21 protein-coding genes are annotated in these 24890 nt (G+C 59.2%); 11 read left to right on the top strand and 10 right to left on the bottom strand.

What is annotated here, in order from left to right; genetic code table 11:
* The 7 genes from bamA to pyrH all read right to left on the bottom strand — a co-directional run bounded on the left by bamA (window position 1) and on the right by pyrH (window position 8056).
* The gene (gene bamA, locus ACN0WV_RS02775) at window positions 1-2358 is read right to left on the bottom strand and encodes an outer membrane protein assembly factor BamA (RefSeq protein WP_417603642.1); all 2358 of its coding nucleotides are present in this window, start codon (window positions 2356-2358) and stop codon (window positions 1-3) included.
* Between the two features lie 152 nt (window positions 2359-2510).
* The gene (gene rseP / locus ACN0WV_RS02770; protein ID WP_417603640.1) at window positions 2511-3848 is read right to left on the bottom strand and encodes an RIP metalloprotease RseP; all 1338 of its coding nucleotides are present in this window, start codon (window positions 3846-3848) and stop codon (window positions 2511-2513) included.
* A gap of 16 nt (window positions 3849-3864) precedes the next feature.
* Window positions 3865-5046: a 1-deoxy-D-xylulose-5-phosphate reductoisomerase gene (dxr, locus tag ACN0WV_RS02765; RefSeq protein WP_417603638.1), complete on the bottom strand. Its 1182-nt coding sequence runs from the start codon at window positions 5044-5046 to the stop codon at window positions 3865-3867.
* Window positions 5043-5834, bottom strand: a complete 792-nt coding sequence (locus tag ACN0WV_RS02760) for a phosphatidate cytidylyltransferase (RefSeq protein WP_417603636.1) — start codon at window positions 5832-5834, stop codon at window positions 5043-5045. Before ACN0WV_RS02760 ends, dxr begins: the two co-directional genes overlap by 4 nt.
* The gene (locus ACN0WV_RS02755; RefSeq protein ID WP_084350001.1) at window positions 5831-6556 is read right to left on the bottom strand and encodes an isoprenyl transferase; all 726 of its coding nucleotides are present in this window, start codon (window positions 6554-6556) and stop codon (window positions 5831-5833) included. The genes ACN0WV_RS02760 and ACN0WV_RS02755 overlap by 4 nt, the downstream gene beginning before the upstream one ends.
* A gap of 26 nt (window positions 6557-6582) precedes the next feature.
* A complete protein-coding gene (gene frr, locus ACN0WV_RS02750; RefSeq protein WP_417603634.1) occupies window positions 6583-7152 on the bottom strand; it encodes a ribosome recycling factor in 570 nt (189 codons plus the stop codon).
* A gap of 169 nt (window positions 7153-7321) precedes the next feature.
* On the bottom strand, window positions 7322-8056 hold the full coding sequence (gene pyrH, locus ACN0WV_RS02745; RefSeq protein ID WP_084349999.1) for a UMP kinase: 735 nt from the start codon (window positions 8054-8056) through the stop codon (window positions 7322-7324).
* 126 nt (window positions 8057-8182) lie between these two features.
* Here pyrH and miaA point away from each other — a divergent pair, with 126 nt between their 5' ends.
* The 6 genes from miaA (at window position 8183) to ACN0WV_RS02715 (ending at window position 16354) form a co-directional block, all read left to right on the top strand.
* Window positions 8183-9076 carry a tRNA (adenosine(37)-N6)-dimethylallyltransferase MiaA gene (gene miaA / locus ACN0WV_RS02740; protein ID WP_417603632.1) on the top strand — a complete coding sequence of 298 codons (894 nt, stop codon included), beginning with the start codon at window positions 8183-8185 and terminating at the stop codon, window positions 9074-9076.
* Between the two features lie 379 nt (window positions 9077-9455).
* On the top strand, window positions 9456-11123 hold the full coding sequence (locus ACN0WV_RS02735; protein ID WP_417603630.1) for an ABC transporter substrate-binding protein: 1668 nt from the start codon (window positions 9456-9458) through the stop codon (window positions 11121-11123).
* A gap of 59 nt (window positions 11124-11182) precedes the next feature.
* Complete coding sequence (locus ACN0WV_RS02730) at window positions 11183-12229, top strand: ABC transporter permease (protein WP_417603628.1); 1047 nt, start codon at window positions 11183-11185, stop codon at window positions 12227-12229.
* Window positions 12230-12242: 13 nt separating this feature from the next.
* Complete coding sequence (locus ACN0WV_RS02725) at window positions 12243-13436, top strand: ABC transporter permease (protein WP_417603626.1); 1194 nt, start codon at window positions 12243-12245, stop codon at window positions 13434-13436.
* 100 nt (window positions 13437-13536) lie between these two features.
* The gene (locus tag ACN0WV_RS02720; RefSeq protein WP_417603624.1) at window positions 13537-15621 is read left to right on the top strand and encodes a dipeptide ABC transporter ATP-binding protein; all 2085 of its coding nucleotides are present in this window, start codon (window positions 13537-13539) and stop codon (window positions 15619-15621) included.
* 130 nt (window positions 15622-15751) lie between these two features.
* Entirely contained in the window at window positions 15752-16354 is a 603-nt protein-coding gene (locus ACN0WV_RS02715) for a glutathione S-transferase family protein (protein WP_417603622.1), read from the top strand.
* Here the strand turns inward: ACN0WV_RS02715 and ACN0WV_RS02710 are convergent.
* Window positions 16351-16923 carry a lytic transglycosylase domain-containing protein gene (locus ACN0WV_RS02710; RefSeq protein ID WP_235866524.1) on the bottom strand — a complete coding sequence of 191 codons (573 nt, stop codon included), beginning with the start codon at window positions 16921-16923 and terminating at the stop codon, window positions 16351-16353. The two genes, ACN0WV_RS02715 and ACN0WV_RS02710, sit on opposite strands and share 4 nt — an antisense overlap.
* A 210-nt stretch (window positions 16924-17133) precedes the next feature.
* On the opposite strand from ACN0WV_RS02710, the gene ssb reads away from it, so the two are divergent.
* From ssb to ACN0WV_RS02685, 5 genes are all read left to right on the top strand, one after another.
* Window positions 17134-17655 (top strand): single-stranded DNA-binding protein, encoded by a 522-nt coding sequence (gene ssb, locus ACN0WV_RS02705; protein ID WP_084349993.1) that lies wholly within the window; start codon window positions 17134-17136, stop codon window positions 17653-17655.
* A gap of 452 nt (window positions 17656-18107) precedes the next feature.
* Window positions 18108-19133 (top strand): ABC transporter substrate-binding protein, encoded by a 1026-nt coding sequence (locus ACN0WV_RS02700; protein WP_084349992.1) that lies wholly within the window; start codon window positions 18108-18110, stop codon window positions 19131-19133.
* Entirely contained in the window at window positions 19134-21353 is a 2220-nt protein-coding gene (locus tag ACN0WV_RS02695) for an ABC transporter permease (RefSeq protein WP_417603619.1), read from the top strand. It abuts the gene before it with no gap.
* Window positions 21350-22420: an ABC transporter ATP-binding protein gene (locus ACN0WV_RS02690; RefSeq protein WP_417603617.1), complete on the top strand. Its 1071-nt coding sequence runs from the start codon at window positions 21350-21352 to the stop codon at window positions 22418-22420. Before ACN0WV_RS02695 ends, ACN0WV_RS02690 begins: the two co-directional genes overlap by 4 nt.
* A 245-nt stretch (window positions 22421-22665) precedes the next feature.
* Complete coding sequence (locus ACN0WV_RS02685; RefSeq protein ID WP_417603615.1) at window positions 22666-23073, top strand: DoxX family protein; 408 nt, start codon at window positions 22666-22668, stop codon at window positions 23071-23073.
* Window positions 23074-23134: 61 nt separating this feature from the next.
* Here ACN0WV_RS02685 and aroB read toward each other — a convergent pair whose 3' ends face one another.
* Together aroB and ACN0WV_RS02675 are read right to left on the bottom strand one after the other, a co-directional pair.
* A complete protein-coding gene (gene aroB, locus ACN0WV_RS02680) occupies window positions 23135-24241 on the bottom strand; it encodes a 3-dehydroquinate synthase (RefSeq protein WP_417603613.1) in 1107 nt (368 codons plus the stop codon).
* The gene (locus ACN0WV_RS02675; protein WP_084349987.1) at window positions 24238-24816 is read right to left on the bottom strand and encodes a shikimate kinase; all 579 of its coding nucleotides are present in this window, start codon (window positions 24814-24816) and stop codon (window positions 24238-24240) included. Before ACN0WV_RS02675 ends, aroB begins: the two co-directional genes overlap by 4 nt.
* Window positions 24817-24890: the final 74 nt, after the last annotated feature.

The raw sequence follows: 24890 nt of genomic DNA, 5'->3' as shown, positions 1-24890 counted from the left end.
TCAGAACTGCGTGGAGATGGTCAGGTCGAAGTTCTGTTCATTGTCGTACTTCTCTTTCTGCAAAGCTTCGGTGAAGTTGAAACGCAGCGGGCCAATCGGCGTATCCCAGAAGATTGACACACCGACAACGTGACGCGCGCTGAAATCTTCGTAGATCGTGTTGGCATTTGTATTTTCCAACGACCAGAGCGAGCCGACATCATAGAACACACCGCCGGAAATGCCATATTCCTCTGGCAGACCAAGCGGGAACTCCGCCTCGAACCGGGCGACGGCATAAAGGTTGCCGCCAAGCGCGTCATCGACCGAGTTGCCCTGTCTGTTCTCGCCGCGTTCACGCGGACCGATACCGCCATATTCAAAGCCGCGCATCACTGACGGCCCCATGAAGAAACGGTCTGTAACGCGGCCGGACCCGCCCGAATAGTTAAGCGCGCCCCCCTGGAGCGTTGCCCGCAGGGTCACGTCTTCGTTAAGAACTTTGGTTTGGGCAATGGCGCGAACATTGGTTTTGATAAAGCTGGCACCACCGGTTGCCTTGCCGAAATCCTGACCGAATTCCAGCAACACTCCCGCATTGGGGTTCAGTCCGGTGCGACGCGTATCATAGGAATAAGTATACCCGATGGAGTTATTCCAGATTTGGCCACGTTCGGCTTCGGCTTGAATAAGATCGCCCACTTTGGTGTCGTCAGCATCGCTGATATCCGACACCTCGGCCGTATAGCGCAGCGTCAGACGCCCATTTTCGGAGATCGGGAAGCTGAACGATGGCGAAATACGGCCGGAATCCGTGTCATATTCCGCATTGTCATTGTCGGTCTCGCGGTAAGACGCATCAAAGTTGAACGCCAGATCGCGGCCAAGAAAAGCCGGTTCGCCAAAGTTGAAGTTGTATTGGCGGTTGTCGACACCGGTCGTGGCACCCAGCGACAAAGATTGTCCCCGGCCCAGAAAGTTACGTTCGCGGAATTGAATGGCGACACCGAAACCGTTGCTTGTGGAATAGCTGCCGCCAAAGCTGAGCGAGCCTGTGGGCTGCTCCTCGACATTGACATCCACAACCACCTGATTGGGGCTGGATCCTTCACGCGCATCGACATCGGCCTTGGTAAAGAACCCAAGCGCGCGGATACGTTCGGCACTTTCACGCACTTCCCGAGGATTGAACGGGTCGCCCTCGACAACGCGGAACTGGCGACGCACGACGCGGTCCAGCGTGGTGGTGTTGCCTTCAATATCAATCCGCTCGACAAAAATGCGCGGTCCGCGACTGAGCACGAATTCCACATCCAGGGTCAGGTCCCGATCATTGCGGCTGATCCGCGGTTCGACCCGAACGAAGTTCAACCCTTCGCGGATTGCCAGCCGCTCCAACCGCGCGATGGAGTTTTCCACCAGCATCGGAGAGTAGACCACGCCGGGGCGCACTTTCAACGCGGCCTGGAACAGGTCCACGTCAACTTCGGCGAGATCGGATGTTGTTGTCACTTCGCCAAAGCGGAACTGCTGCCCTTCTTGCACATTGAACGTCAGGAAGTACCCATCGCGTTTGCGGGTCAGTTCGGCGTTCACACCTGTGGTGCGGAAGTCAACATAGCCGCGCGACATGTAGAAATCGTTCAGCACCTGCTTGTCGAATTCGATCCGGTCTTCGATCAGCGTGTCACGCTTGACCAGAAGGCGGAAAATGCCTGCCTGCTTGGTTTCCAGAACGCGGCGCAGACGATAATCGGAATAAACCTTGTTGCCGACAAAACCGATACGCTCAATTTCGACAACGCCGCCTTCGAAGACCTCGAAAACAAGATCAACACGGTTGTCGCTACGGCGAATGACTTTCGGTGTCACCCGTGCGGCAATCCGGCCCTGTTGGGCATAGGCGGTCACGATATTCGCGGCGTCGCGTTCGGCCTGGGACGGGCTGAAGACGCGGCGGGATTGCGACTGCACGATGGTCGTCAGCACATCATCCTTGATCCGCGAGTTGCCCTCGAAGTTGATGACGTTGATCGTGGGGTATTCAGCGACCCGGATCACCAGGGTGCCACCCTGCGGCACCAGTTCCACGGTCTCGAACAGACCTGACCCTGCAATCCGCTGATAAGCCTCATTGAGGTCCCCACCGCTGACGCTTTGACCCCGCGCGATCCCTGCATAGCTGAGGATCGTGCCCGCCTCGACCCGTTGGTTGCCCTCGATCGAGACCGAGTTGAACCTGTAGTCCTGCGCTATTGTGGCCTGCGGCAAAACCGCAAACGCAATCGCTATCATCGCTAAAAACGTTGTGATCAGCGTGCGGGGCTTACCCGACTTAGTGGCTGGTCCGAACGCCCTGCCCTCAGCATTGTTGATCATGCTTCCATTCCGTACAGACATCGTTTGAAACGTGAGTATCGGCTAAACACCGGGTTGTCAAAAGCGGTGAGTCCGGTTTTTCTAAGATGTTGCCCTGAGGGCAGTTAAATCGCCCCTGTCCACGCTTTCCGCACGAGATTATGGCTGTAAAGCTACGGGCAGAAAAGATCGTTCGTCAGGCCGAAAACCATGATTGACAGGATAAAGGCCAACCCCATTGTCATCAGGATCCGCAGCGCCTTGTCGTTGGGCTGGCGTCCCGTGATCGCCTCATAGGCATAAAACACCAGATGTCCGCCATCCAGCACCGGGATCGGAAACAGGTTCATCAGGCCGACAGCCGTGCTGAGAACGGCGATGAACCAGATGAAGCTGGTTGTGCCCTGACTGGCCATCGCACCAGAGGCCTGCGCGATTCCCAGCGGCCCGCTGAGGTTGCAACTGCTGATCGCGCCGGTAACCATATGATACAGGCCGGACAAAGATCCGGTGATGATGCCCCAGGTCTGCGCGACACTGGCATTCAACGCGTCAATCGGACCGGGTGTCGAAACGGCTGGCTCGAAGAACAGACCGCCGGCGATTCCGATGCGCCAGTTGGTCTTGAAGCTGTTATCGGGCTGCGGTTCGTCCACGCGGCGCGGCACCAGCACAAAGTCCAGATCTTCGCCGTCGCGCCACACATCAAGCTGCAAAGGCCGCCCGTTGGAGCCTTCGACAATCTGCTTGAGCTGTTCAAACGCGTAGATCGGCGCGTCATCGACGCGGCGAATGACATCGCCCGCTTTCATCTCGATATCGTAGGCAGCCGATTGCGGAACAACCTGCGTGGCAATCGCCGGATAGGGATATGGCCCCTGTGCCTGCACAACCTCGCCGTCGCGGCGCACGGTATAGTCGATCTGCGCCTGCGCGGGCAGCGATTTCATGAAGGTCTCGAATGCCGCAGGATCATCGAAAGACGGGGCCGTTTCGCTCCCGACTTCAAGGATCACGTCACCGGGCAGCAGTTGCTGTTCGACGGGCAGGTTGCGCAACTCTCCCACCGTCAGAGGTTCGGTCACCACGCCGCGCGCCATGAACACGCCCATAAATACCACAATCGACAGGATGAAATTGAATATCGGACCGGCCGCAACGGTCGCCGTACGTGCCCATAGAGGTGCGCCGTTCATCGTCTGACGTCGATCCTCCGCGCTCAGCAAGTCCATTGCGTCCGTATCGGTACCACCCGAAGGATTCGCATCACCGCGGAACTTCACATATCCGCCAAGCGGCAATGCGGCGATCTGCCAAAGTGTGCCGCGTTTGTCGACCCTGCTCCAGATCACCGGACCAAAACCAAGCGAGAACACATCCGCAGAGATGCCCGACCAGCGGCCGACGATGTAATGGCCGTACTCGTGGATCGCCACGATGATCGACAGCGCCACCACGAAGGCCGCCAAGGTCAGGAAAACGCTTCCGAATTGCGGGATCAGCCCTGCCATGTCTTGTCCATTCGCCCTAGTGTTTCCGGTCCGTAAGACGCTTTATCGCGCCGCGTGCCGTGTCCCGTGCCAGATGATCCAGTCTGTTCACATTATCAAGGGTGAACTCTGCGTGAATATGTCCGGGTCTCGCCGAAATCTCGGTCAGGACATCCTCGACGACCCCGGCCATGTCCATAAACCCGATCTGACGCGCAAGAAAACCGTCAAGCGCCTGTTCCTTGGCCGCATTGAATACGGCTCCCGCAAGGCCCCCTTCCTGCATGACCTCTCGTGCCAGTCGCAAGGCCGGGTAGCGTTGATCGCAGGCGGCGCGAAAACTAAGCGAGCCGATGGCCGTGAGATCCAGCCGCTCAACGGGCAATGCACGGCGTTCGGGCCAGTGCAGCGCAAAGCCGATAGCATGGCGCATATCCGGAGGGCCGACATGCGCCATCAATGCCCCGTCACTGAAACCGACCAGCGCGTGTATCAGCGATTCCGGATGCACGACAGTTTCGATCTTTTCGGGTAAAATTCCGAAAAACTCCCGTGTTTCAATTAGTTCCAGCGCTTTGTTGAACATGGACGCGGAATCTATCGTGATCCGCTGACCCATGTCCCAATTGGGATGGGTCGCCGCCTGTTCCGGTGTCGCCGCCGCCAGCTTTTCCATCGGCCAGTCACGGAACGCACCACCTGAGGCGGTAATGATAACCCGTTCTACTGACGCGATATTTTCACCAATCAGCGCCTGAAAAACTGCGGAATGTTCGCTGTCCACCGGCAGGATACGCCCGCCGTGTGTTTCAGCGGTTTGCAGCATGAGACGTCCAGCGGCAACCATGCTTTCCTTATTGGCCAGCGCCAGCGTCGCGCCCTGTTCCAGCGCGCGCAGACCCGGCGCAAGGCCGGCCGCACCGACGATTGCGGACATCACCCAATCGGCAGGACGGGTGGCCGCCTCTATCAGCGCGCCCTCTCCGGCGGCGGCCTCTATTCTGCTTCCAGCAAGCGCATCACGCAAGTCGGTCAGCCGGTCGGGATCAGCAGTTACGGCGATCTCTGGCCTGTGCTGCCGTGCCTGTTCGGCCAGCAGCGCGATATTGCGCCCGCCGGTCAGCGCCACAAGGTGATACTCCTCCGGCGCGCGCCCGATCAGGTCCAATGTGCTTTGTCCGATGGATCCGGTCGCCCCGAAAACCGAAATGCGCCTCATTGCACCCCCGGCGGGAAGTTGACGATCTGGCCAACCACAAGCAGGAACAAGGCAGCCCCCAACATCCCGTCGAACCGGTCCAGCAGGCCGCCGTGACCGGGGATCAACCAGGAGCTGTCCTTGACACCGCAGCGCCGTTTGATGGCGCTTTCCGCAATATCCCCCATTTGCGAGGCCATGGCGGCGGCGATGCTGATGCCGATCAGCTCCGACCCTGCTTCGGTAAAGCCTGCGAAGATCGCACCGATGAAACCTGCGCAAATCCAGCCCGCCACAGTGCCGGACCATGTTTTCTTTGGGCTGACACGCGGCCAGAATTTAGGCCCGCCAATCATCCGCCCCGCGAAATAGCCTCCGACATCGGTGACGATCACGACCAGAACCAGCCAGAGCATCCAGACCAATCCAAAATCGTCGCGCAAGGCCATCATGCCGTAGCCGGCCAGCAGAATGACGGCTGTATAAATCATGTAAGTTGGCGCGCGACGTCCGAGCAATGTGACGCCGACAAGAGCGGGTGCAAGCAGTAGCGGCAACGCAAACCCGGCAGGCAGTTCAATCGAGAGCATCGCCGCTGCGGCCGCAATCCCCCCAAGCATCAGCATCCGGTCAGAGTTTGCGCCGTGCAGCATCACGGCCAGTTCCCAGACCATGACACCGGAAATGGCAGCAATCAGCAAATGCCACCAGATACCACCCAGCCAAACGCCCAGAAGTCCGATCACGACCATCACCGCACCCGACGCAACGCGCGGTGCCAAGTCGTCCCATTTAGGCGAGGCACTCATACGTTAACGGCACCGAAACGGCGGTCGCGGGTCGAATAGGACTGGGTCAACCGAGCAAATTCGGCAGCCGAGAAATCCGGCCACAGCGTGTCGATGAATTCATATTCGGCATAGGCCGATTGCCACAGCAGAAAGTTGGAAATACGCGCCTCGCCGCTCGTGCGGATCACCAGATCTGGGTCAGGCAGAACATAGGTGTCCAGATAGCGCGGCAATGTCTCTTCATTGACTTCCTTGGGCGCAAGCCTGCCTGCGGCCACGTCATGCGCCAGACGTTGAGCAGCACGCGCGACCTCGTCACGGCCACCGTAATTTATGGCGATGGTCAGATTTACGCCCGTGCAATGCGACGTCAAAAGCTCCAGCTCATCCATCAGGGTGACCAGTTTGTCGTCAAGCTTCATCCGGTCGCCGATGAACCGGACCTGCACGTTTTCCTTCAGCAAAGCCTGCGCTTCGCGGCTGATATAGCGCCGGAACAGGCTCATCAGACCGGCAACTTCGTTTTGCGTACGCTTCCAGTTTTCGGTGGAGAAAGCAAAGATCGTCAGATATTTGACACCGGCATCCGGGCAGGCCTCAACAATTTCGCGGACACGTTTTGCGCCTGCGTGATGTCCAAACAAGCGCGGTTTGCCCTTTTGAGTGGCCCATCGGCCATTGCCATCCATAATGATAGCAACATGGCGCGGGCCTTTGCCCTCGCGGATCGGTTTCACCATTGTGATCTCCTTACCGGCGGGTCCGCTCAGACCTGCATGATCTCTTCCTGCTTATGTTCCAGCGCTTTGTCGATCAATGCGATGTATGTGTCGGTCAGCTCTTGAATCTCGGTCTCCCAGAATTTCTGGTCATCCTCGGAAAGATTGCTGTCATTCTTGGCCCTTTTGGTCTGATCCATACCGTCCCGGCGCACGTTGCGCACGGCGACACGGCAATGTTCAGCATATTGACCGGCGACCTTGGTCAAATCACGGCGACGTTCTTCGTTCAGCTCCGGGATCGGCAACATGATGATCGTACCATTCAGCTGCGGGTTGATGCCAAGACCGCTTTCGCGGATCGCCTTTTCCACCTTGCCGACAAGGCCTTTGTCCCAGACGTTTATCGTGACCATGCGGCTTTCAGGAACGTTGACCGTGCCCACCTGGTTGATCGGGGTCATTTGCCCATAGGCGTCGACCTGCACAGGTTCCAGCATCGACGCCGAAGCCCGCCCGGTCCGCAGCGAAGCAAACTCGGTGCGCAAATTCGCCATAGCGCCATCCATCCGGCGTTTCAGGTCGTCAGTATCAAGTTCGAAAGTATCATCAGCCATCTTTGGTCTCTTTGGTCTTGGAGCCTGTATTCTTCCGCCATCTATAACGCCAACGGCATTACAATGTATAGGTGGTGTTGCACTCAAGCGCGGGGAACTGCCGCGCAACATCGGTATCGCGGCGGAAAGTTAATATTTACACAGTCCTCGGAAGGACGCCGCTCCGGGCTTAGGAATGTACCGTCGTGTAGGTGCCTTGCCCCGCAAGAATGCCACGGAAACCGCCGGGTTCATCCAGGCTGAAAACAATGATCGGCAGGCTGTTGTCGCGCGCCAGGGCAATCGCAGAGGCGTCCATCACGCCAAGATGCTGCGCCAGAACCTCGTCATAGGTCACACGATCATAACGCTTGGCATCCGCGTGCTTGACCGGGTCCTTGTCATAGACGCCATCCACTTTGGTGCCTTTGAAGATCGCCTCGCAAGCCATTTCATTTGCACGCAAAGTTGCGGCCGTGTCCGTGGTGAAATAAGGGTTTCCGGTGCCCGCCGCAAAAATGCAGACGCGCTTCTTCTCAAGGTGGCGGACAGCGCGGCGGCGAATATACGGCTCGCACACCTGATCCATCGGGATCGCGCTGATGACGCGGGTAAAGACGCCCAGTTCTTCCAGCGCCGCCTGCATGGCCAGCGCGTTCATCACCGTGGCAAGCATGCCCATATAATCGGCCGTTGTCCGTTCCATCCCCTGCGCGGCCCCTGACAGACCGCGAAAGATGTTGCCGCCGCCGATCACCATGCAGATCTCGACGCCCATGTCGTGAACCGATTTCACCTCTTCAGCGATGCGCTGTACGGTGGGTGGGTGCAGGCCGTAGCCTTGGTCGCCCATCAGCGCCTCTCCTGAGATTTTCAACAAAACGCGTCTGAAAGCGGTCTGCGGGGCGGAGGCGGTATCGGGCATGTTGCGTCTCTTCCGGGCAAGGGTCTAGATTGCGCGCAAAATGTCGGAAAACACGAGCAGACACAATGCATGGCACAGCCGATAAGCGGATAAACCTCGAATTTCTTTCACCGCAGGAGGCTCGGTTTGGGTAAGCCGTCATGGCTGGCAGCGCTGGCGGCAGACACGCCGGTCCTGATTGCAGGGCCGACAGCGTCGGGAAAATCTGCGCTGGCGTTGAGGATAGCGGAAACACAAGGCGGCGTGATCGTCAATGCCGATGCCATTCAGGTCTACCGGAACTGGCGGGTTCTGACCGCGCGGCCTTCGCCTGCGGAAGAAGCACGCGCGCCACATTTTCTCTACGGTCATGTGCCGGGCGATCAGGCCTATTCGGTCGGTCACTGGCTACGCGATCTCGAACCGCTCCTCGCAGGGCCGGAACGACCGATCATCGTCGGCGGGACGGGGCTGTATTTTTCGGCCCTTACCGAAGGGCTGGCAGAAATCCCGCCAACCCCTGCCCCGATCCGCGCCGAGGCCGATGCGCGTCTGGCAGCCGAGGGGCACGCGGCGCTGCTGACAGAGCTTGATAGCGTCACGGCAGCGAGGATCGACAGGCAGAACCCGATGCGGGTGCAACGTGCCTGGGAAGTGCAGCGCACCACGGGGCGCGGGCTCGCCTCGTGGCAGGATGCGACGCCACCGCCGCGTTTGGCATTGGAGAAGGTTCAGCCCATTCTGTTCGATGCGCCGAAGGATTGGCTGAATGCCCGTATTGCCCGCCGCTTTGATGCGATGCTGACCCAAGGTGCGCTGGAAGAGGCCCGCGACAACCTCGATGGATTTTCCACCAACCTTCCCTCGGCCAAGGCAATCGGTGCGGCAGAACTGATCGCCCATCTGCGCGGCGAGATGACGCTGGACGCTGCACGCGAGGCGGCCACCATCGCGACCCGGCAATTTGCCAAACGGCAACGGACCTGGTTCCGCGCCCGGATGAAATCATGGACGCGGCACCACCCTGATACCACCGATTGAGCACGTCTGTCGGTCTGCCGGGATCATCGCGTCATGCTCTGCTGGTCGAAACATCGAAAGACGGTGATTTGCGACCGGGATAACAAGCGCGCGCTCTGGCTTTCGGCGCGACTTGTCCATGACGGTGAAGCAGCGATCGCTCTGTCGGACCATTCCACAATCCTCAAAATGTCGTTTTTGGCTGGAACTGATGTCGCTTTCGGGCCATCAATGACCGAAGCCACGCGAAAAGAGGCATTGCGGAAAACCTGCCGAAATCATGCCGCGGGAAGTCTATAAGAAGTTGATGATGAGGGAAAACGCCCTAGTTGAGACCATTCAGAAAGACCGTACGGATCAGAAAAATCGTCACAATAAGACTGTTCACTGGGAGATCACGATGACAAGCATGAAAAAGACGCGGAAAAGGCTACACCCTGCGGCGCGGATGTATGCGGAAGAGTTCAAACAGGGCAAGCTGAGCCGACGTGAATTCCTGACCCGCACCACCGCGCTGGGGCTGACCGCGACCGCCGCCTACACGCTAGGCGGCCTGACACAGCCCGTGCAGGCGCAAGAGACACCAAAACAGGGCGGCACGCTGCGGATCGAAAGCTTCGTCAAGGCGATGAAAGACCCCCGCGCCTATGACTGGTCCGAGATCGGCAACCAGTCCCGCGGCATCTACGAATACCTCGTGCAATACGAAAAAGACGGCAGCTTTACGCCCATGCTTCTGGAAAGCTGGGAGGTCAATGACGACGCAACGCAATATACGCTCAACGTGCGTCAGGGTGTGACGTGGAATAACGGCGACGCTTTCACAGCCGAAGATGTCGCGCGCAATATTCGCGGCTGGTGCGACAGTTCCGTCGATGAAAATTCCATGGCGTCGCGCATGGGCGGGCTGATGGACGAGGCCGCAGGACAGGCGCGAGACGGCGCAATCGAGATTATAGACGATCACACCGTCCGGCTGAACCTGTCGGCGCCCGACATCGCTGTGATCGCCAATATGTCGGATTATCCGGCGGCCATCATGCATGCCGATTACGACGGCGGAAATCCGTTTGATTTCGGCATCGGCACCGGACCGTACAAGCCGGTCACACTGGAAGTCGGCGTGCGCTGCGTGATGGAGCGCAATACCGATCATACATGGTGGGGAACCGAAGTGTTCGGCGGGCCTTACCTCGACCGGATCGAGTTGATTGATTATGGCACCGACCCTGCATCCTGGGTGGCGGCGGCAGAATCCGAAGAGGTCGACCTGCTTTACGAATCCGTTGGGGATTTCATCGACATTTTGACGGCGATCGGCTGGACCCAGACGGAGACTGTCACCGCCTCCACCGCCGTGTTCCGCACCAACCATGCGGCCGATGTGGACGGGCGCAAACCCTATGCCAACCGGGATGTGCGCAAGGCGCTGGCGCTGGCGGTCGACAACAGTCTGTGTCTGCAACTGGGCTATTCGGATCGCGGCGAAGTCGCACGCAACGATCATGTCTGCCCGATTCACCCGGCCTATGCTGATCTCGGCCCGTCAGAGCATGACCCTGTCAAAGCCAAAGAGATGATGGACGCCACCGAATTTGCTGATTTCGAGCATGAACTGATTACCATCGATGACGACTGGCAGCGTAACACCGGCGACGTGATTGCGGCACAACTGCGCGATGCTGGAATCGCTGTCCGACGCTCTATCCTTCCGGGGGCAACTTTCTGGAACGACTGGACGAAATATCCCTTCAGCTCAACAAGTTGGAACCACCGTCCTTTGGAAGTGCAAGTTATGTCTCTGGCATATCGCAGTGGTCAGGCCTGGAACGAGACGGCCTATGCCAACCCGGAATTCGACGCTCTGATGACAGAGGCACTGTCGATCGCCGATGCCGATAAACGTCGTGAGGTGATGGCCAAGATCCAGCAGTTGATGCGTGACGACGCGATCATCATCCAGCCTTACTGGCGCAACCTCTACAACCACCATAACGGTACGCTGGTGAATGTCGACAAGCATCCGGCGCACGAATTCCACTATCACAAATACGGCTTCAAGGCCTGATTTTTGCACCGGGGTCATTTGTTGCCCCGGTGCGTTCTGCCCCCGTCAGAAGGCAATCCATGGGAATTTTTTTGTTGCGCCGTCTCGGTGTGATGCTGCTCACCACACTCTGCCTGACCTTCGTCGTGTTCTGGCTGACCAATCTTCAGCCCAACCTTGAAAAGCTGGCAAAGACCCAAGGCAACATGCGCATGACCGACACGCAGGTTGCCTCGTGGTTGGAGGCGCGTGGTTACGCCCGACCGATATTGATGAAATACGGCGAATGGCTGGGTGTTGTACCGGGTTTTGTGAACCAATCCGCAGATGGATCGGTTCAGGCACGCTGTCTGGACGACGGCATGACGATAGAGACAGCCCCCCGGTTCTGTGGCGTGCTGCAGGGCGAGTGGGGCTATTCCACCGTGTTTCGCGAGGATGTCAGCGACATAATCAGCATCCGGCTGGGGCTGACGGCCAAGCTGATGTTGTGGGTGATGATCCTGATGGTGCCCTCGGCGCTTCTGCTGGGCGTGCTTGCGGGAATGCGCGAAGGCTCGCGCACCGACCGGGCGCTTTCGACGATCTCGATCACCACTACGGCAACGCCAGAATATGTCTCCGGCGTGATCCTGATCGCGGTCTTCGCGTCCTCTGCCGCGGGCCTGAAATGGTTCAAGGGCACGGCGACCTCGGCGATGGAGGATGCCAATTTCGAGAATTTCTTTCTGCCGGTCCTGACCATCGCACTCTTCGGGATGGGCTATATCGCGCGCATGACCCGCGCCTCGATGGCCGAGGTGATGACCGCGCAATATATCCGCACCGCGCGCCTGAAGGGTGTGAGCTTTCCCAATATCGTGATGAAGCACGCGCTGCGGAACGCACTGATTGCGCCCTTCACGGTCATCATGCTGCAATTCCCGTGGCTGTTGAACGGCGTGGTGATCGTAGAGACCCTGTTCAACTACAAAGGCTTCGGCTGGACCTTGGTGCAGGCCGCCGGGAACAACGATATCGAGCTTTTGCTGGGGGTTTCGGTCGTCTCCGTGATCGTCGTGCTGGTGACACAGCTGATTTCCGATATCGGCTATGTCTATCTTAATCCCCGCATCAGCGTGTCCTGAGGAGAGCTGTCTAATGGAACCGCTGACCTGGGCAGAGATCATCCCGCGCATTCTTTGGCAATTCCTGCCGGTCTGGATTGCGCTTTTGGGGCTGTTCGCGCTGTCGATCACCTTCAAGAGGCGGTCGGGGCTTTACGGAAAATTGTTCGATTCAACCATCGGCATGATCGGTTTTGCTTTGGTGATGTTCTGGGTCTTCACCGGCATCTTCGGTGCGATGGATCTGATCGTGACGCATGACGCGCTGGGGCAAGCCTCTGGCATGAAGAACAAGGTTCCGGGCACGCCTCTGCGCGGTGCAGAGGCGGGAAAATATCCATATTACCTGCTGGGCGGTGACAATCTGGCGCGTGATGTGTTCAGCCGCACCATAAAGGGGGCGTGGATCGTTGTGCAGATTGCGCCGCTCGCCACGCTCTTTGCCTTCATGGTGGGCATCACGCTGGGCCTGCCCGCAGGCTATTACGGGGGCAAGCTGGATACTCTGCTGACCTTTATGGCAAACCTCGTGCTCGCCTTTCCGGTGATCCTTCTGTTCTATCTTCTGGTGACGCCAGAGATCCTGGCAACGGGCATACCGAGCTATATGGCAGCGGTGCTGTTCGTGTTCCCGCTGATCTTTGCGGGCGTGCTGCTGAATTCAAGGTATCACACACGCCCCTCCGTGCGGACGCCCTTGCTGATCGGGGTGCTGGCGTTAATGGGCTGGCTTTACCTGTCGCTAGTGTCAGATGCGGGCACGCCGCTGAAGGTGCTGCCGCGCTGGCTGGACCTGTTCGATGTACCCGGCGGGATCCTGGTGGTGTCTGTCGCGGTGGTCTTTGTGAATGCGCCCACCGTGTTCCGGATCGTGCGCGGGCTGACACTGGACATCAAGACCCGAGACTATGTCGCCGCCGCCCAGACGCGCGGTGAAGGCGGCTGGTATATCATGTTGTGGGAGATCCTGCCCAACGCGCGCGGGCCGCTGATCGTCGATTTTTGTCTGCGGATTGGCTATACGACGATCCTGCTGGGAACGCTGGGTTTTTTCGGACTGGGCATGCCGCCGGAAAGCCCCGACTGGGGATCGACGATCAACGAAGGGCGCAAGTTGCTGACGATCTACCTGCACCCTGCCCTGCCCCCGGCCCTTGCGCTTTTGTCGCTGGTTCTCGGATTGAACCTGCTGGCGGACGGGTTGCGGGAGGAATCCTTGCGCGATTGATCTGGGCCAAGGCCGGGGGCCAGCCCCCGGACCCCCGGAGTATTTTTCGCCAAGAAGAAGATGAAACTCAGGTTTCGGCGTCGAGTGAAGGAGTTGAGTGATGAAAGAGCCATATGACGGGCCCATCCTGGAAATTGACGATCTGTCGATTTCCTTCTTTACGCGGTTGCGCGAGATCCCGGCGGTGATGGACTTTTCGGTCAAGGTGCAGCCGGGAGAGGCCGTCGGGCTGGTTGGCGAGTCCGGTTGCGGAAAATCCACGGTGGCGCTGGGCGTGATGCGGGATCTGGGGCGCAATGGCAGGATTGTGGGGGGGGCTATCCGGTTCAAGGGCCGCGACATGGCGGACCTGAGCAACAGCGAGCTGCGGCAGATCCGCGGCAACGAGATCGCGATGATCTATCAGGAACCGATGGCGAGTCTGAACCCGGCGATGAAAATCGGCCGGCAGTTGATGGAAGTGCCGATGCTTCATGAGGGCATTTCAGAGGCGCAGGCACTAAGCCGTGCGCTGGAGGTTGTCGCGGATGTGAAGCTGCCGGATCCGGAGCGCATTCTGAAAGCCTACCCCCATCAGCTGTCGGGCGGGCAGCAGCAACGCATCGTGATTGCCATGGCGCTGATGTCAAAGCCTGCCTTGCTGATCCTCGACGAGCCGACAACCGCGCTGGACGTGACGGTTGAGGCTTCGATTGTCGAACTGGTCAAGAATCTGGGGCGCAAATACGGCACGTCCATGCTGTTCATCAGTCATAATCTTGGGCTGGTTCTGGAAACCTGCGACCGGATCTGCGTGATGTATTCCGGCGAGGCGGTCGAGCGCGGCTCTATCGAGGATGTGTTCGACGAGATGCAGCACCCTTATACGCAGGCGCTGTTCCGCTCGATCCCGCTACCCGGCGCGGATAAGAATGCGCATCCTCTGGTGACAATTCCGGGCAACTTTCCACTACCCCATGAACGGCCCCTAGGCTGCAATTTCGGTCCGCGTTGCGACTACTTTGAGGCCGGGCGTTGTGACGCCGGGCATATTCCGATGTTCGACGTTCCTGATAGCGAGCGCCATGCCACGCGTTGCCTGAGGTTCCGCGAGATCGACTGGAACGCCCCGCCAATTGTCGGCGCAACCCATGAAAAGGGCGAGACCGGCAAAGTCGTGCTGCGCATGGATGCGCTGAAGAAATATTACGAGGTCGCGGCAAATGCACTGTTTGGCGGTGAGAAAAAGGTGGTGAAAGCCAACGAGACGCTGAGCTTTGAGGCGCGCGAAAGCGAGACGCTGGCAATTGTTGGCGAAAGCGGTTGCGGGAAGTCTACCTTCGCCAAGGTGCTGATGGGATTGGAGACGGCGACCGAAGGGCAGATCTTGCTGGACGGAGAAAACATCGAACAGATCCCGATCGAGAAGCGCGACACGAAGACAATCGCCGACGTGCAGATGGTGTTTCAGAACCCGTTCGATACGCTCAACCCATCGATGACCGTGGGCCGTCAGATCATCCGGGCGCTGGAAATTTTCGGCATCGGCAACTCTGAGGGCGAGCGGCGCAACCGGATTCTGGACCTGCTTGGTCTGGTGAAATTGCCGCGAGAATTTGCCAACCGGATGCCGCGGCAATTGTCGGGCGGACAAAAGCAGCGCGTCGGAATTGCGCGCGCCTTTGCAGGCGATGCGCGGATCGTGGTCGCGGATGAGCCTGTCTCTGCCCTTGATGTCAGTGTGCAGGCCGCGGTTACCGATCTGCTGATGGAAATCCAGCGCGAGCATAAAACCACGCTGCTATTCATCAGCCATGACCTGTCCATCGTGCGCTATCTCAGCGACCGCGTGATGGTCATGTATCTTGGCCATGTCGTCGAATTGGGCGACACTGCGCAGGTCTTCTCGCCGCCCTTTCATCCTTATACCGAGGCGCTGCTATCCGCCGTGCCGATTGCCGATACGTCGGTGAAGAAGAAACATATCGTGCTTGAAGGCGACGTGCCCTCGGCGATGAAGCCGCCGCCCGGCTGTCCGTTCCAGACCCGGTGCCGCTGGAAGGTGCGCGTACCCGGCGATCTGTGCGAGACCGAAGTGCCCCCGATGCGCCGCATGGCAGAGGGACATCAGGTCAAATGCCACCTGTCTGAAGCCGAGTTTGCGACGATGGAACCGGTGATCGAGGTCCGGACAGAGGATGCCTGAACGACCCCGCGCCGGTCCTTGAACCGGCACCTCGCGGCGGATGGCGGAAACCGGACGGGTGTGCGCCCTTCCTGACAGTAGATGTCAGGAGGCCATGACATGACTGGGCCGTCAAATAAAGGAGACTGACATGCTGACATTGTACCACGCGCCGAATTTCCGCTCGACGCGGATTGTCCAGTTGATCCACGAGATGGGCGTGTCCGATCAGGTGAGCATCCAGGAGGTGACGATCCCGCGACAGGATGGATCCGGCGCGGTGGATACCGCAAATCCACATCCCGAAGGCAAGGTACCATGCCTGGTGCATGACGGTGCGATGATCCGCGAAAGCGACGCGATCATGCTGTATCTGACAGATCATTTTGGCGACAACCCGTTGGGGCGAAGCATCGGCGCGCCGGGCCGAGGGGCTTATCTGTCGTGGCTGTCCTGGTATGGCAATGTACTTGAACCGCTGATCGTGATGCAGTTTTGCGAGTTGTCGCATCCGGGGTTGCAGGCGACCTATCGCAACCTTGCGACGGCGAACACCCGGCTGGAAGAGGCACTGACCACCCATGCCTACCTTGTGGACGATCAAATCAGCGCAGCCGACATATTGATCTCATCCACCTATGGCTGGGCACCGCAGCTAATGCCTGACATCCCGGCCATCCGCGACTGGGCGACCCGCTGCCTGGACAGACCGGCGACCAAAGCCATCGCCGAGCAGGAAAAATCCGCAGCCTAACCGCCCCAGATCACCTTCACATAGTTGCGTGTCTCCTTGTAAGGAGGCACGCCGCCATATTTCTGCACCGCGCCCGGACCGGCATTATAGGCGGCAAGCGCCAGCCGCCACGATCCGAACGTGGCATATTGCTGTTTGAGATAGCGCGCACCGCCTTCGAGGTTTTGCGCCGGATCATGCGGATCAACGCGCAGTTTGCGCGCCGTGAACGGCATCAACTGCGCGAGACCGATCGCCCCTTTGTGTGACAAGGCTTTGGCATTCCAGCCGCTTTCCTGCTGAACCAGCCTCAGGAACAGATCTTCCGGCACGCCATGTCGGCGGGCCGCATCACGCGCCATGGTCGAATAGATGCCCTTGTATTTGCCTCTGTAGGATTTGACAGCGCCATCCGCCGTGCCCCATTTGGTCGGCGTTACCACGCGCGCGGGCTGCAATCTGACGGAGTTCTTGTATTGCTGCGAGGCGCGCGTATCCAGAATGCGGGTCTGAGAACTGAACAGCTTCGCCCGGTTCTTCGTTGATAGCGTTTCCGCACTTACCGAAACCGCGCCGGTTCCCAGCGTCATCGCGCCAAGCGCTACCACACAAACAAGTTTGCGCATCGTCAAAACACCCTACTGTCCCTCATTTTGACATGACTATAGCCGAATTTGAAAAATACGCCACCCCGTTGACCTTCCCCCTCGCGGCCTGTCGTGTAATGTCGGCAACAATCCGACGGGCAGATTCGGGTCCGGAAAAACAGTTCGAACATACAGAGACAAGCGGGAGCGCAAATGGCGGGATCAGTCAACAAGGTCATTCTGATAGGCAATCTGGGACGCGACCCCGAGGTGCGCACCTTCCAGAATGGCGGCAAAGTGTGCAACCTGCGCATCGCCACGTCCGAAACCTGGAAGGACCGCAATACCGGCGAGCGCAAAGAGCGCACGGAATGGCATTCCGTGGCGATCTTCTCCGAGCCGTTGGCCCGCATAGCAGAACAGTATCTGCGCAAGGGGTCAAAGGTCTATCTTGAAGGGCAATTGGAGACGCGCAAATGGCAGGATCAATCCGGTCAGGATCGCTACTCCACCGAAGTCGTGCTGCGTCCCTATACATCGACACTGACAATGCTCGACGGCCGGAACGACGGCAGTGGCGGTGGCCAGAGCGGCGGCGGATATGGTGGCGGCGGCTATGACAGCGGCCCGCAGGATGACCGAGGATATGGCGGCGACAGTGGCGGCAGTTCCGGAGGCGGGCGCGGCGGACAACCCAGCCCCTCTCGTGATCTGGACGACGAAATCCCGTTCTGAAGCCAATTTGGCGTCGTCGGCTTCTGCCGACCGCGCCATTGCTACCATAAAATCCGCAAGTTCCGAAAAGCCCGCTTTTGTTTAACCACGGCGGGCTTCTCTTTGTTTTTAAACGTATTTCTGATTATATCACGATGTTTGTCTCATCTGCTTATGCCGGTCCGCCTTCAAGGCGTCGCCGGTCATTAAATATGGAATTACTCTGATATTTTCAAACGCTTACGCAACATTGTTGCGCGCAAGAGTGCCAAGGTCGGTGATCAAAGCATGGGCCTTCCCCACATTTGCGCCGCTTTAATTTTATTTTTGTTGCAAACTCCAATCACGAATGATCCTCTCGATGTGAACTTACAAAAATTCAGGACGGGTTCGCGGTTGGTTATGCGATCCTGAACCCCTGAAAATACGAAGCCGGGTCAACCGGTGCCTGACAATCACTTGGGAGGAAAAACATGAAAAAGCTCACGGCCACATTTGCGGGGTCCCTGATCGCGCTCAGCGCGTCTGTCTCGGCGTCCTATGCGGACAAGCTGACATTCTATTGCTCTGCGCAGGAAGAATGGTGCCAGTTGATGGCCCGCAGTTTCGAGGAAGCAACCGGCATCGACGTCAACATGACGCGCAAATCCTCGGGCGAGACATTTGCACAACTTCGCGCCGAGGAAGCGAACCCCAAAGGCGATGTCTGGTGGGGCGGCACGGGTGATCCGCATCTTCAGGCTGCCGAGGAAGGCCTGACAGAGGAATATCTGTCACCAATGCGCGAGCAACTTCACGATTGGGCCATTTCGCAGGCCGAAAGCGCCGGAAACCGCACCATCGGCATATATTCGGGCGCTTTGGGCTACGGTTACAACACCGATTTGCTGGCGGCAAACGATCTGCCGGAACCGGCTTGCTGGAAGGATCTGCTGAAGCCGGAATACAAGGGCCATGTCCAGATGGCGAACCCCAACTCCTCTGGCACGGCCTACACAACGCTTGCGTCCATGGTGCAGATCTTCGGCGAGGATGAAGGCTTTGAGTACATGAAGGGCCTGCACAAGAATATCAACCAGTACACCAAATCCGGCTCAGCACCGATCAAGGCGGCGGGCCGAGGCGAGACCACCATCGGCATCGTCTTCATGCATGACGCGGTGGCACAGGCGGTCGCGGGCTTCCCGGTCAAGGTCGTGGCACCTTGCGAGGGCACCGGTTATGAGATCGGCTCGATGTCGATCGTCAAAGGCGCGCGCAACATGGAAGAGGCCAAGAAATTCTACGACTGGGCGTTGAGCGCCGAGGCGCAGAACCTCGCACTTGAGGTCAACGCCTTTCAGGTTCCCTCCAACACGGGTGCCAAAACGTCGGACAAGGCACCCGATATGTCGACGATCAAGCTGATCGACTATGATTTCAAGACATACGGATCGTCGGACGAGCGGAAACGGCTGTTGCAGAAGTGGGACGAAGAAGTATCGACCCTGCCCCAGTAAGTGCGTAACGACGCTGCTAAAAAGACCACTCAGCCGGTTCTGATCTTCTGGATCATTGCCGGGTGGGTCGGGTTCTGCCTGCTGCCATGGTATATGGTCGAGGATGGGCTGTGGTCGTTTGAATGGCTGCTGGACGGCTATCCGTTCGACACGGATTACGCGCCGGCCGCGTTCCTGATCGCGCAGGGTGAAAAGCTGTGGCTTGCGCCTCTGGTCATTGCCCTTGCGCTGCCCTTTCTGGCCTTGGGCCGCAGGAAATCCGATCCGGTCTATGCCCGCGTGCTTATCCTTGCCGGCACGCTTGGGTTCGGCTGGCTGATCGCGCAGGGCTTTGGCATCGGGTTGCGCGGCTTTGCCTATGACTGGCTGACCGCGCTGTTCGGAGAGTTGGGGGATCGCCAGTTCGGCATGGGCTACGGTGCCATGATCTGCGCCTTGGCCTTTCTGTTTCTTCTGACCCAAGGCATCGCCGCGCGTGGCGCGATCAACGGCGATGTTTTCGTCGTCGGCGCTATCGGCGGCATCATCGCCATTGTCACCGCCTTTGTCTTCTTCCCGATTGCCAAGATGCTGTTTGCCGCCTTCGTGACCGAGGACGGTGCCTATTCCATTGCAGTCTTCTTCGCGAAATTCTTCGACAATCGGCTTTGGGGCCTTGGGTGCCTGTGGGGTGCGCGCTGTGGTGCGGCGTGGAATTCGCTGTTCCTCGCCATCGCCGTGGCGTTCCTGACCACGCTTCTTGGTCTTGCCTTCGCGCTGGTCGTGACCCGCTCGGGGTTTCGCTACAAGCGCGTGTTGCGGGCGCTGACGGTTCTGCCGATCATCACGCCGCCATTCGTGATTGGTCTTGCCCTGATCCTGCTGTTCGGTCTGTCCGGATCGGTCACGCAATTCGTGTCCGATCTGTTCGGCATTCAGCCGACGCGCTGGCTGTATGGGATGCCCGGCGTGCTGATCGCGCAGACGCTTGCCTTCACCCCCATCGCATTTCTCGTCCTGATCGGTGTTGTCGAAGGCGTCTCACCCTCGATGGAGGAAGCCGCGCAGACGCTGCGCGCCAACAAGTGGCAGGTGTTTCGCACAGTCTCGCTTCCGCTGATGCGGCCCGGTCTGGCCAATGCGTTCCTGCTGGGGTTCATCGAATCCATGGCCGATTTCGGCAATCCGCTGGTTCTGGGCGGCAATTTCGACGTGCTGTCGACCGAGATCTTCTTTGCCATCGTCGGCGCGCAATACGATCAGGGCCGCGCCGCCGTGCTGGCCATGGTGCTGCTGTTCTTCACCCTCTCGGCGTTTTATGCGCAGCGCGCCTGGCTGGGCAAGAAAAGCTACACCACCGTCACCGGCAAGGGCGATGCGGGCGTCCATCCGTTGATGCCGAATGACCTTGCGATACCTGTCATGGGCGTCGCGTTTGGCTGGGCGCTGTTCACGATCATCGTCTACGCCATGATCCTGTATGGCAGCGTGGTAGAGCTTTGGGGCGTCGACAATTCGCTGACGCTGAAACATTACGTCACCGCCTTCGCAATCGGCATGAACGAGCACGGGATACACTGGACCGGATCGGCATGGGACAGTTTCTGGACGACGATCATGATCGCGGCGATTGCGGCACCGCTGACGGCTGCGGTCGGCCTGATTGCCGCTTATCTGCTGACCCGTCAGAGTTTCGCTGGAAAGGACGCGTTCGAGTTCGGCACCATGCTTAGCTTTGCCATCCCCGGCACCGTGATCGGCGTCAGCTATATCCTTGCCTTCAACGTGCCCCCGATAGAGATCACCGGCACCGGCGTCATCCTTGTCATCAGCTTTGTCTTTCGCAACATGCCCGTCGGCGTCCGCGCCGGGATTGCCAGCATGTCGCAACTTGACCGGAGCCTTGACGAATCCTCGCTTACCCTTGGTGCCAACAGCTGGCAGACCTTCCGCCGTGTGATCCTGCCGCTTCTGCGTCCGGCGATCCTCGCCGCGCTGGTCTACAGTTTCGTCCGCGCCATGACGGCGATCTCGGCGGTGATCTTCCTTGTATCCGCCGAATATGACATGGCCACCAGCTACATCATCGGACGGGTGGAGAACAACGACTACGGCCTTGCGATTGCCTATTCCACGACACTGATCTTCGTGATGCTGGCAGCGGTGGGGCTGCTGCAACTTCTTGTGGGCCGGGTGAAAATCGGCCGACGCACGCAGCATGGAACGGAGAAAGCCCTATGACGAACAAGATCCTCGGCTCCAAGGCCGCGCCGGTGCAATTCCACGGCGTGTCCAAATTGTTCGGCAAGGATGTGGTGGCCGTCGACAATATCGACCTGCATGTGGAGGCGGGCAAACTCGTCACGCTGCTTGGCCCCTCGGGCTGCGGCAAGACCACCACGCTGCGGATGATCGCGGGACTGGAAATGGCCAGTTCGGGCAGGATCACCATCGGCGATCAGGACGTGACCAAGCTGCCCGCCACCGACCGCGATGTGTCGATGGTGTTTCAGTCTTACGCGCTTTTTCCGCATATGACTGTGCTGGAGAACGTGATGTACGGTCTGACCTTCTCGGGATTCGGCAAAGAGGAATCCCGCAGCCGTGCGCTGCACGGCCTCGATCTTGTCGGGCTCAAGGGATTTGACGCCCGCCTCCCGTCGGAACTTTCGGGCGGTCAGCAGCAACGCGTCGCCGTCGCACGCGCGCTTGTGCTGGAGCCGCAGGTTCTGCTGTTCGACGAACCGCTGTCCAACCTGGATGCAAAGCTGCGCCGACAGGTCCGCGAGGACATCCGCGCGATCCAGAAGGATCTCGGTCTCACCGTTGTCTATGTCACCCACGATCAGGAAGAGGCGCTGGCCGTCTCGGACGAGATTGTGGTGATGCGCAACGCCGCCATCGCGCAGATCGGCACGCCGCGGCAGCTTTACGATGCGCCCAATGACCGCTTCGTTGCGGATTTCATTGGCGAGGCGAACCTGCTGCCCTGCCAGATCATCTCGGTTACCGGCGACATGGCGACGATCGAGATCGACGGCTACCGTCACAGCCTCGCGGCGCGCGGGTTGCCGCCCGGTCCTGCCACCCTCGCTGTTCGGCCCTCCCGGCTTGTGATCGGCGCGCCGGACGGGATACCAGCCACTGTGGCAAAGGCGACCTATGTTGGCGTGCGCATGGAATACACGCTGACCGGCGCTTTCGGCCAAGTCTTCGCCGTGCAAGACGACGTCGACGCCCCACTTGAGATTGGCACCCAAACCACGATGGCCTGCGCCGACAAGGGCCCGGTACTTCTCGCTCAATAAACCCAAAGCTCCGATCCGCCTTATCGCAAACAACGGGTGCAAGATGCTCACCCCACCCCGGGCGCTCTTGCGACCCGGGGTCTTGCATCTCGCGCTGGCCTCGCCGAGGCTGTGCGCATGTCGCAAATCCTCTGCCGCCGCTGTGCATAATCGCAGAGGCGTTGCGCGGGTATATGCGTATCCAAACTGATGGTGTCGGACTAGGTCACGCTCAGACAAACACATCGACATTTACGGAGACCCAGATGATCCAGACCTTGTCCAACCACGCACCCAAGATGTTTGCGATCCTGCGCATCATGGCCGCCCTGCTGTTCATCCAGCACGGCACCCAGAAACTCTTTGGCTTCCCGGCAGCAGAGTTTTCGCCCGAATTGTTCACATTGATGTGGTGGGCGGGTCCGATTGAACTGGTGGGCGGCGCGCTGATCCTTGTGGGGCTGTTCACCCGCGCGGCCGCCTTCGTGACGTCAGGCATGATGGCGGTGGCCTATTTCATGGTCCATTCCGGCAACAGCTTTTTTCCCGCCAATAATGGTGGCGATGCGGCCGTCCTGTTCTGCTTCGTGTTCCTGCTTTTTGTCTTTACCGGCCCCGGCGCATGGAGCCTCGACCGCGCCCAATCCCGCGAGACCGGGATGGTCAGCGTCTGACTTTTCAGAAATTCATGAAGACCAAAGGCGTCGGGTTCCAGCCCGGTGCCTTTTGCATGGATCAGCCCGCGCTGTCGCGCAAGACTGACAGTACGGCATCCGGCGGCACATCCGACGTCACGAAAGACTGCCCAATTCCGCGCGCCAGAACGAAGCGCAGTCTCCCGTCCAGCACTTTCTTGTCCTGCCCCATCAGCTCCAACAAAACCTCCGGCCCAGGCAACTCGCCGGGAATGTCGGTCAGGTCGACCTTCATGCCCATGTCCTTGAGATGCGCCCGCACCCGGCTGGGGACTTCCTGCGCACACAGTCCCAGACGCGCCGAAAGCTCGAATGCCAGCGCACAGCCGATCGCCACACCCTCGCCGTGCAGCAATCGGTCGGAATAGCCAGTCGTGGCCTCCAGCGCATGACAGAACGTGTGGCCAAGGTTCAACAATGCGCGGTCGCCCTGCTCTGTCTCGTCGCGCACGACAATCTCGGCCTTCATTTCGCAAGACCGCCGAACAGCATTGGCGCGGGCCTCCATTTCACCGGACGATAGAAGCGGTCCGTTCACTTCAAGCCAGGCAAAGAAATTCGCGTCCCCAAGAAGTCCGTATTTGACCACCTCGCCGTAACCCGCCAGCAGGTCGCGGCGTGGCAGCGTGGCCAGCACGCCGATATCCGCCAGAACCAGCGCCGGCTGATGGAACGCGCCCACCAGATTCTTGCCCGCGACCGAGTTGATCCCGGTCTTGCCACCCACGGAACTGTCGACCTGCGCCAGAAGCGAGGTCGGGATTTGCACGAAACGCACACCGCGCCGCAGAATGGCTGCGGCAAAGCCCGCAAGATCGCCGATCACGCCACCGCCCAGGGCAATCACCACATCACGCCGCTCGATCTTCTGGGCCAGCAGCCATTCGACCACATTCTGCAATTCGGTCCAGCATTTCGTCGCCTCGCCGGGCGGCAGTTCCAGCGCAACGCTTTCGATTCCTTCCGCCGTCAGCGCATCGCGCAGCGCGCTCAAATGCAGGGCGGCGACATTGCGGTCTGTGACAATCGCCACACGCGGGCGGTGCAGGAATGGCGCAATCTCAACGCCGGCACGGGCAAGCAGCCCGTCACCGATGCGGATGTCATAGGCCCGTTCCCCCAGATCGACATGCACAGTCTCGCTCATTGCTCATCCTCCAGGACATCGGGACGCGCGCGCAGCGCGCACCGGACCTTCGCGGCCATGGTTTCAATCGAATAGGCAGGGTCCGCCTTCACGGAAAGGTCGGCCTGTGCATAGATCGGCACACGCGCCTCGTAAATCGCGGCCAGAGTGCCGCGCGGATCGGGGGATCGCAGCAACGGACGACTGTCCTTGTGCCGCACGCGCTGCCACAGCAGCGAAAGCTCGGCATCCAGCCAGACCGACACACCCCGGTCAGAGATCATCTTGCGATTGGCCTGGTCCAGAAAAGCCCCGCCCCCCGTTGACAGAATGCCGGTCTGGTTTCCCAGAAGACGTTCGATAACCTGGCTTTCCTTGCGCCTGAAAAAAGGCTCGCCGTCACGCGCGAAAATCTCGGCAATAGTCATATTGGCCGCTTTTTCGATTTCCTCGTCCGAATCGATGAACGGCACACCCAACGATGCGGCAAGCGCCTTGCCCACCGCGGATTTGCCCGCGCCCATCATGCCCACCAGGACAACTGTTTTCTTCAACTTGGCTGTCATTCGTTGCCGTTTTCGGCCATCCGCCGCCATTTTTCAATTTGCAGGTCTGAATGACGTGATCTTGGGCAAAAGGCCAGTTATAAGTTCCGCAAAACAAGCAGGCA

It is taken from the genome of Primorskyibacter flagellatus (assembly GCF_048268605.1).
Lineage (GTDB): Bacteria > Pseudomonadota > Alphaproteobacteria > Rhodobacterales > Rhodobacteraceae > Primorskyibacter > Primorskyibacter flagellatus.
The sequence above is the reverse complement of the archived record's forward strand: the minus strand, read 5'-3'. Positions and strand labels throughout refer to the sequence as shown.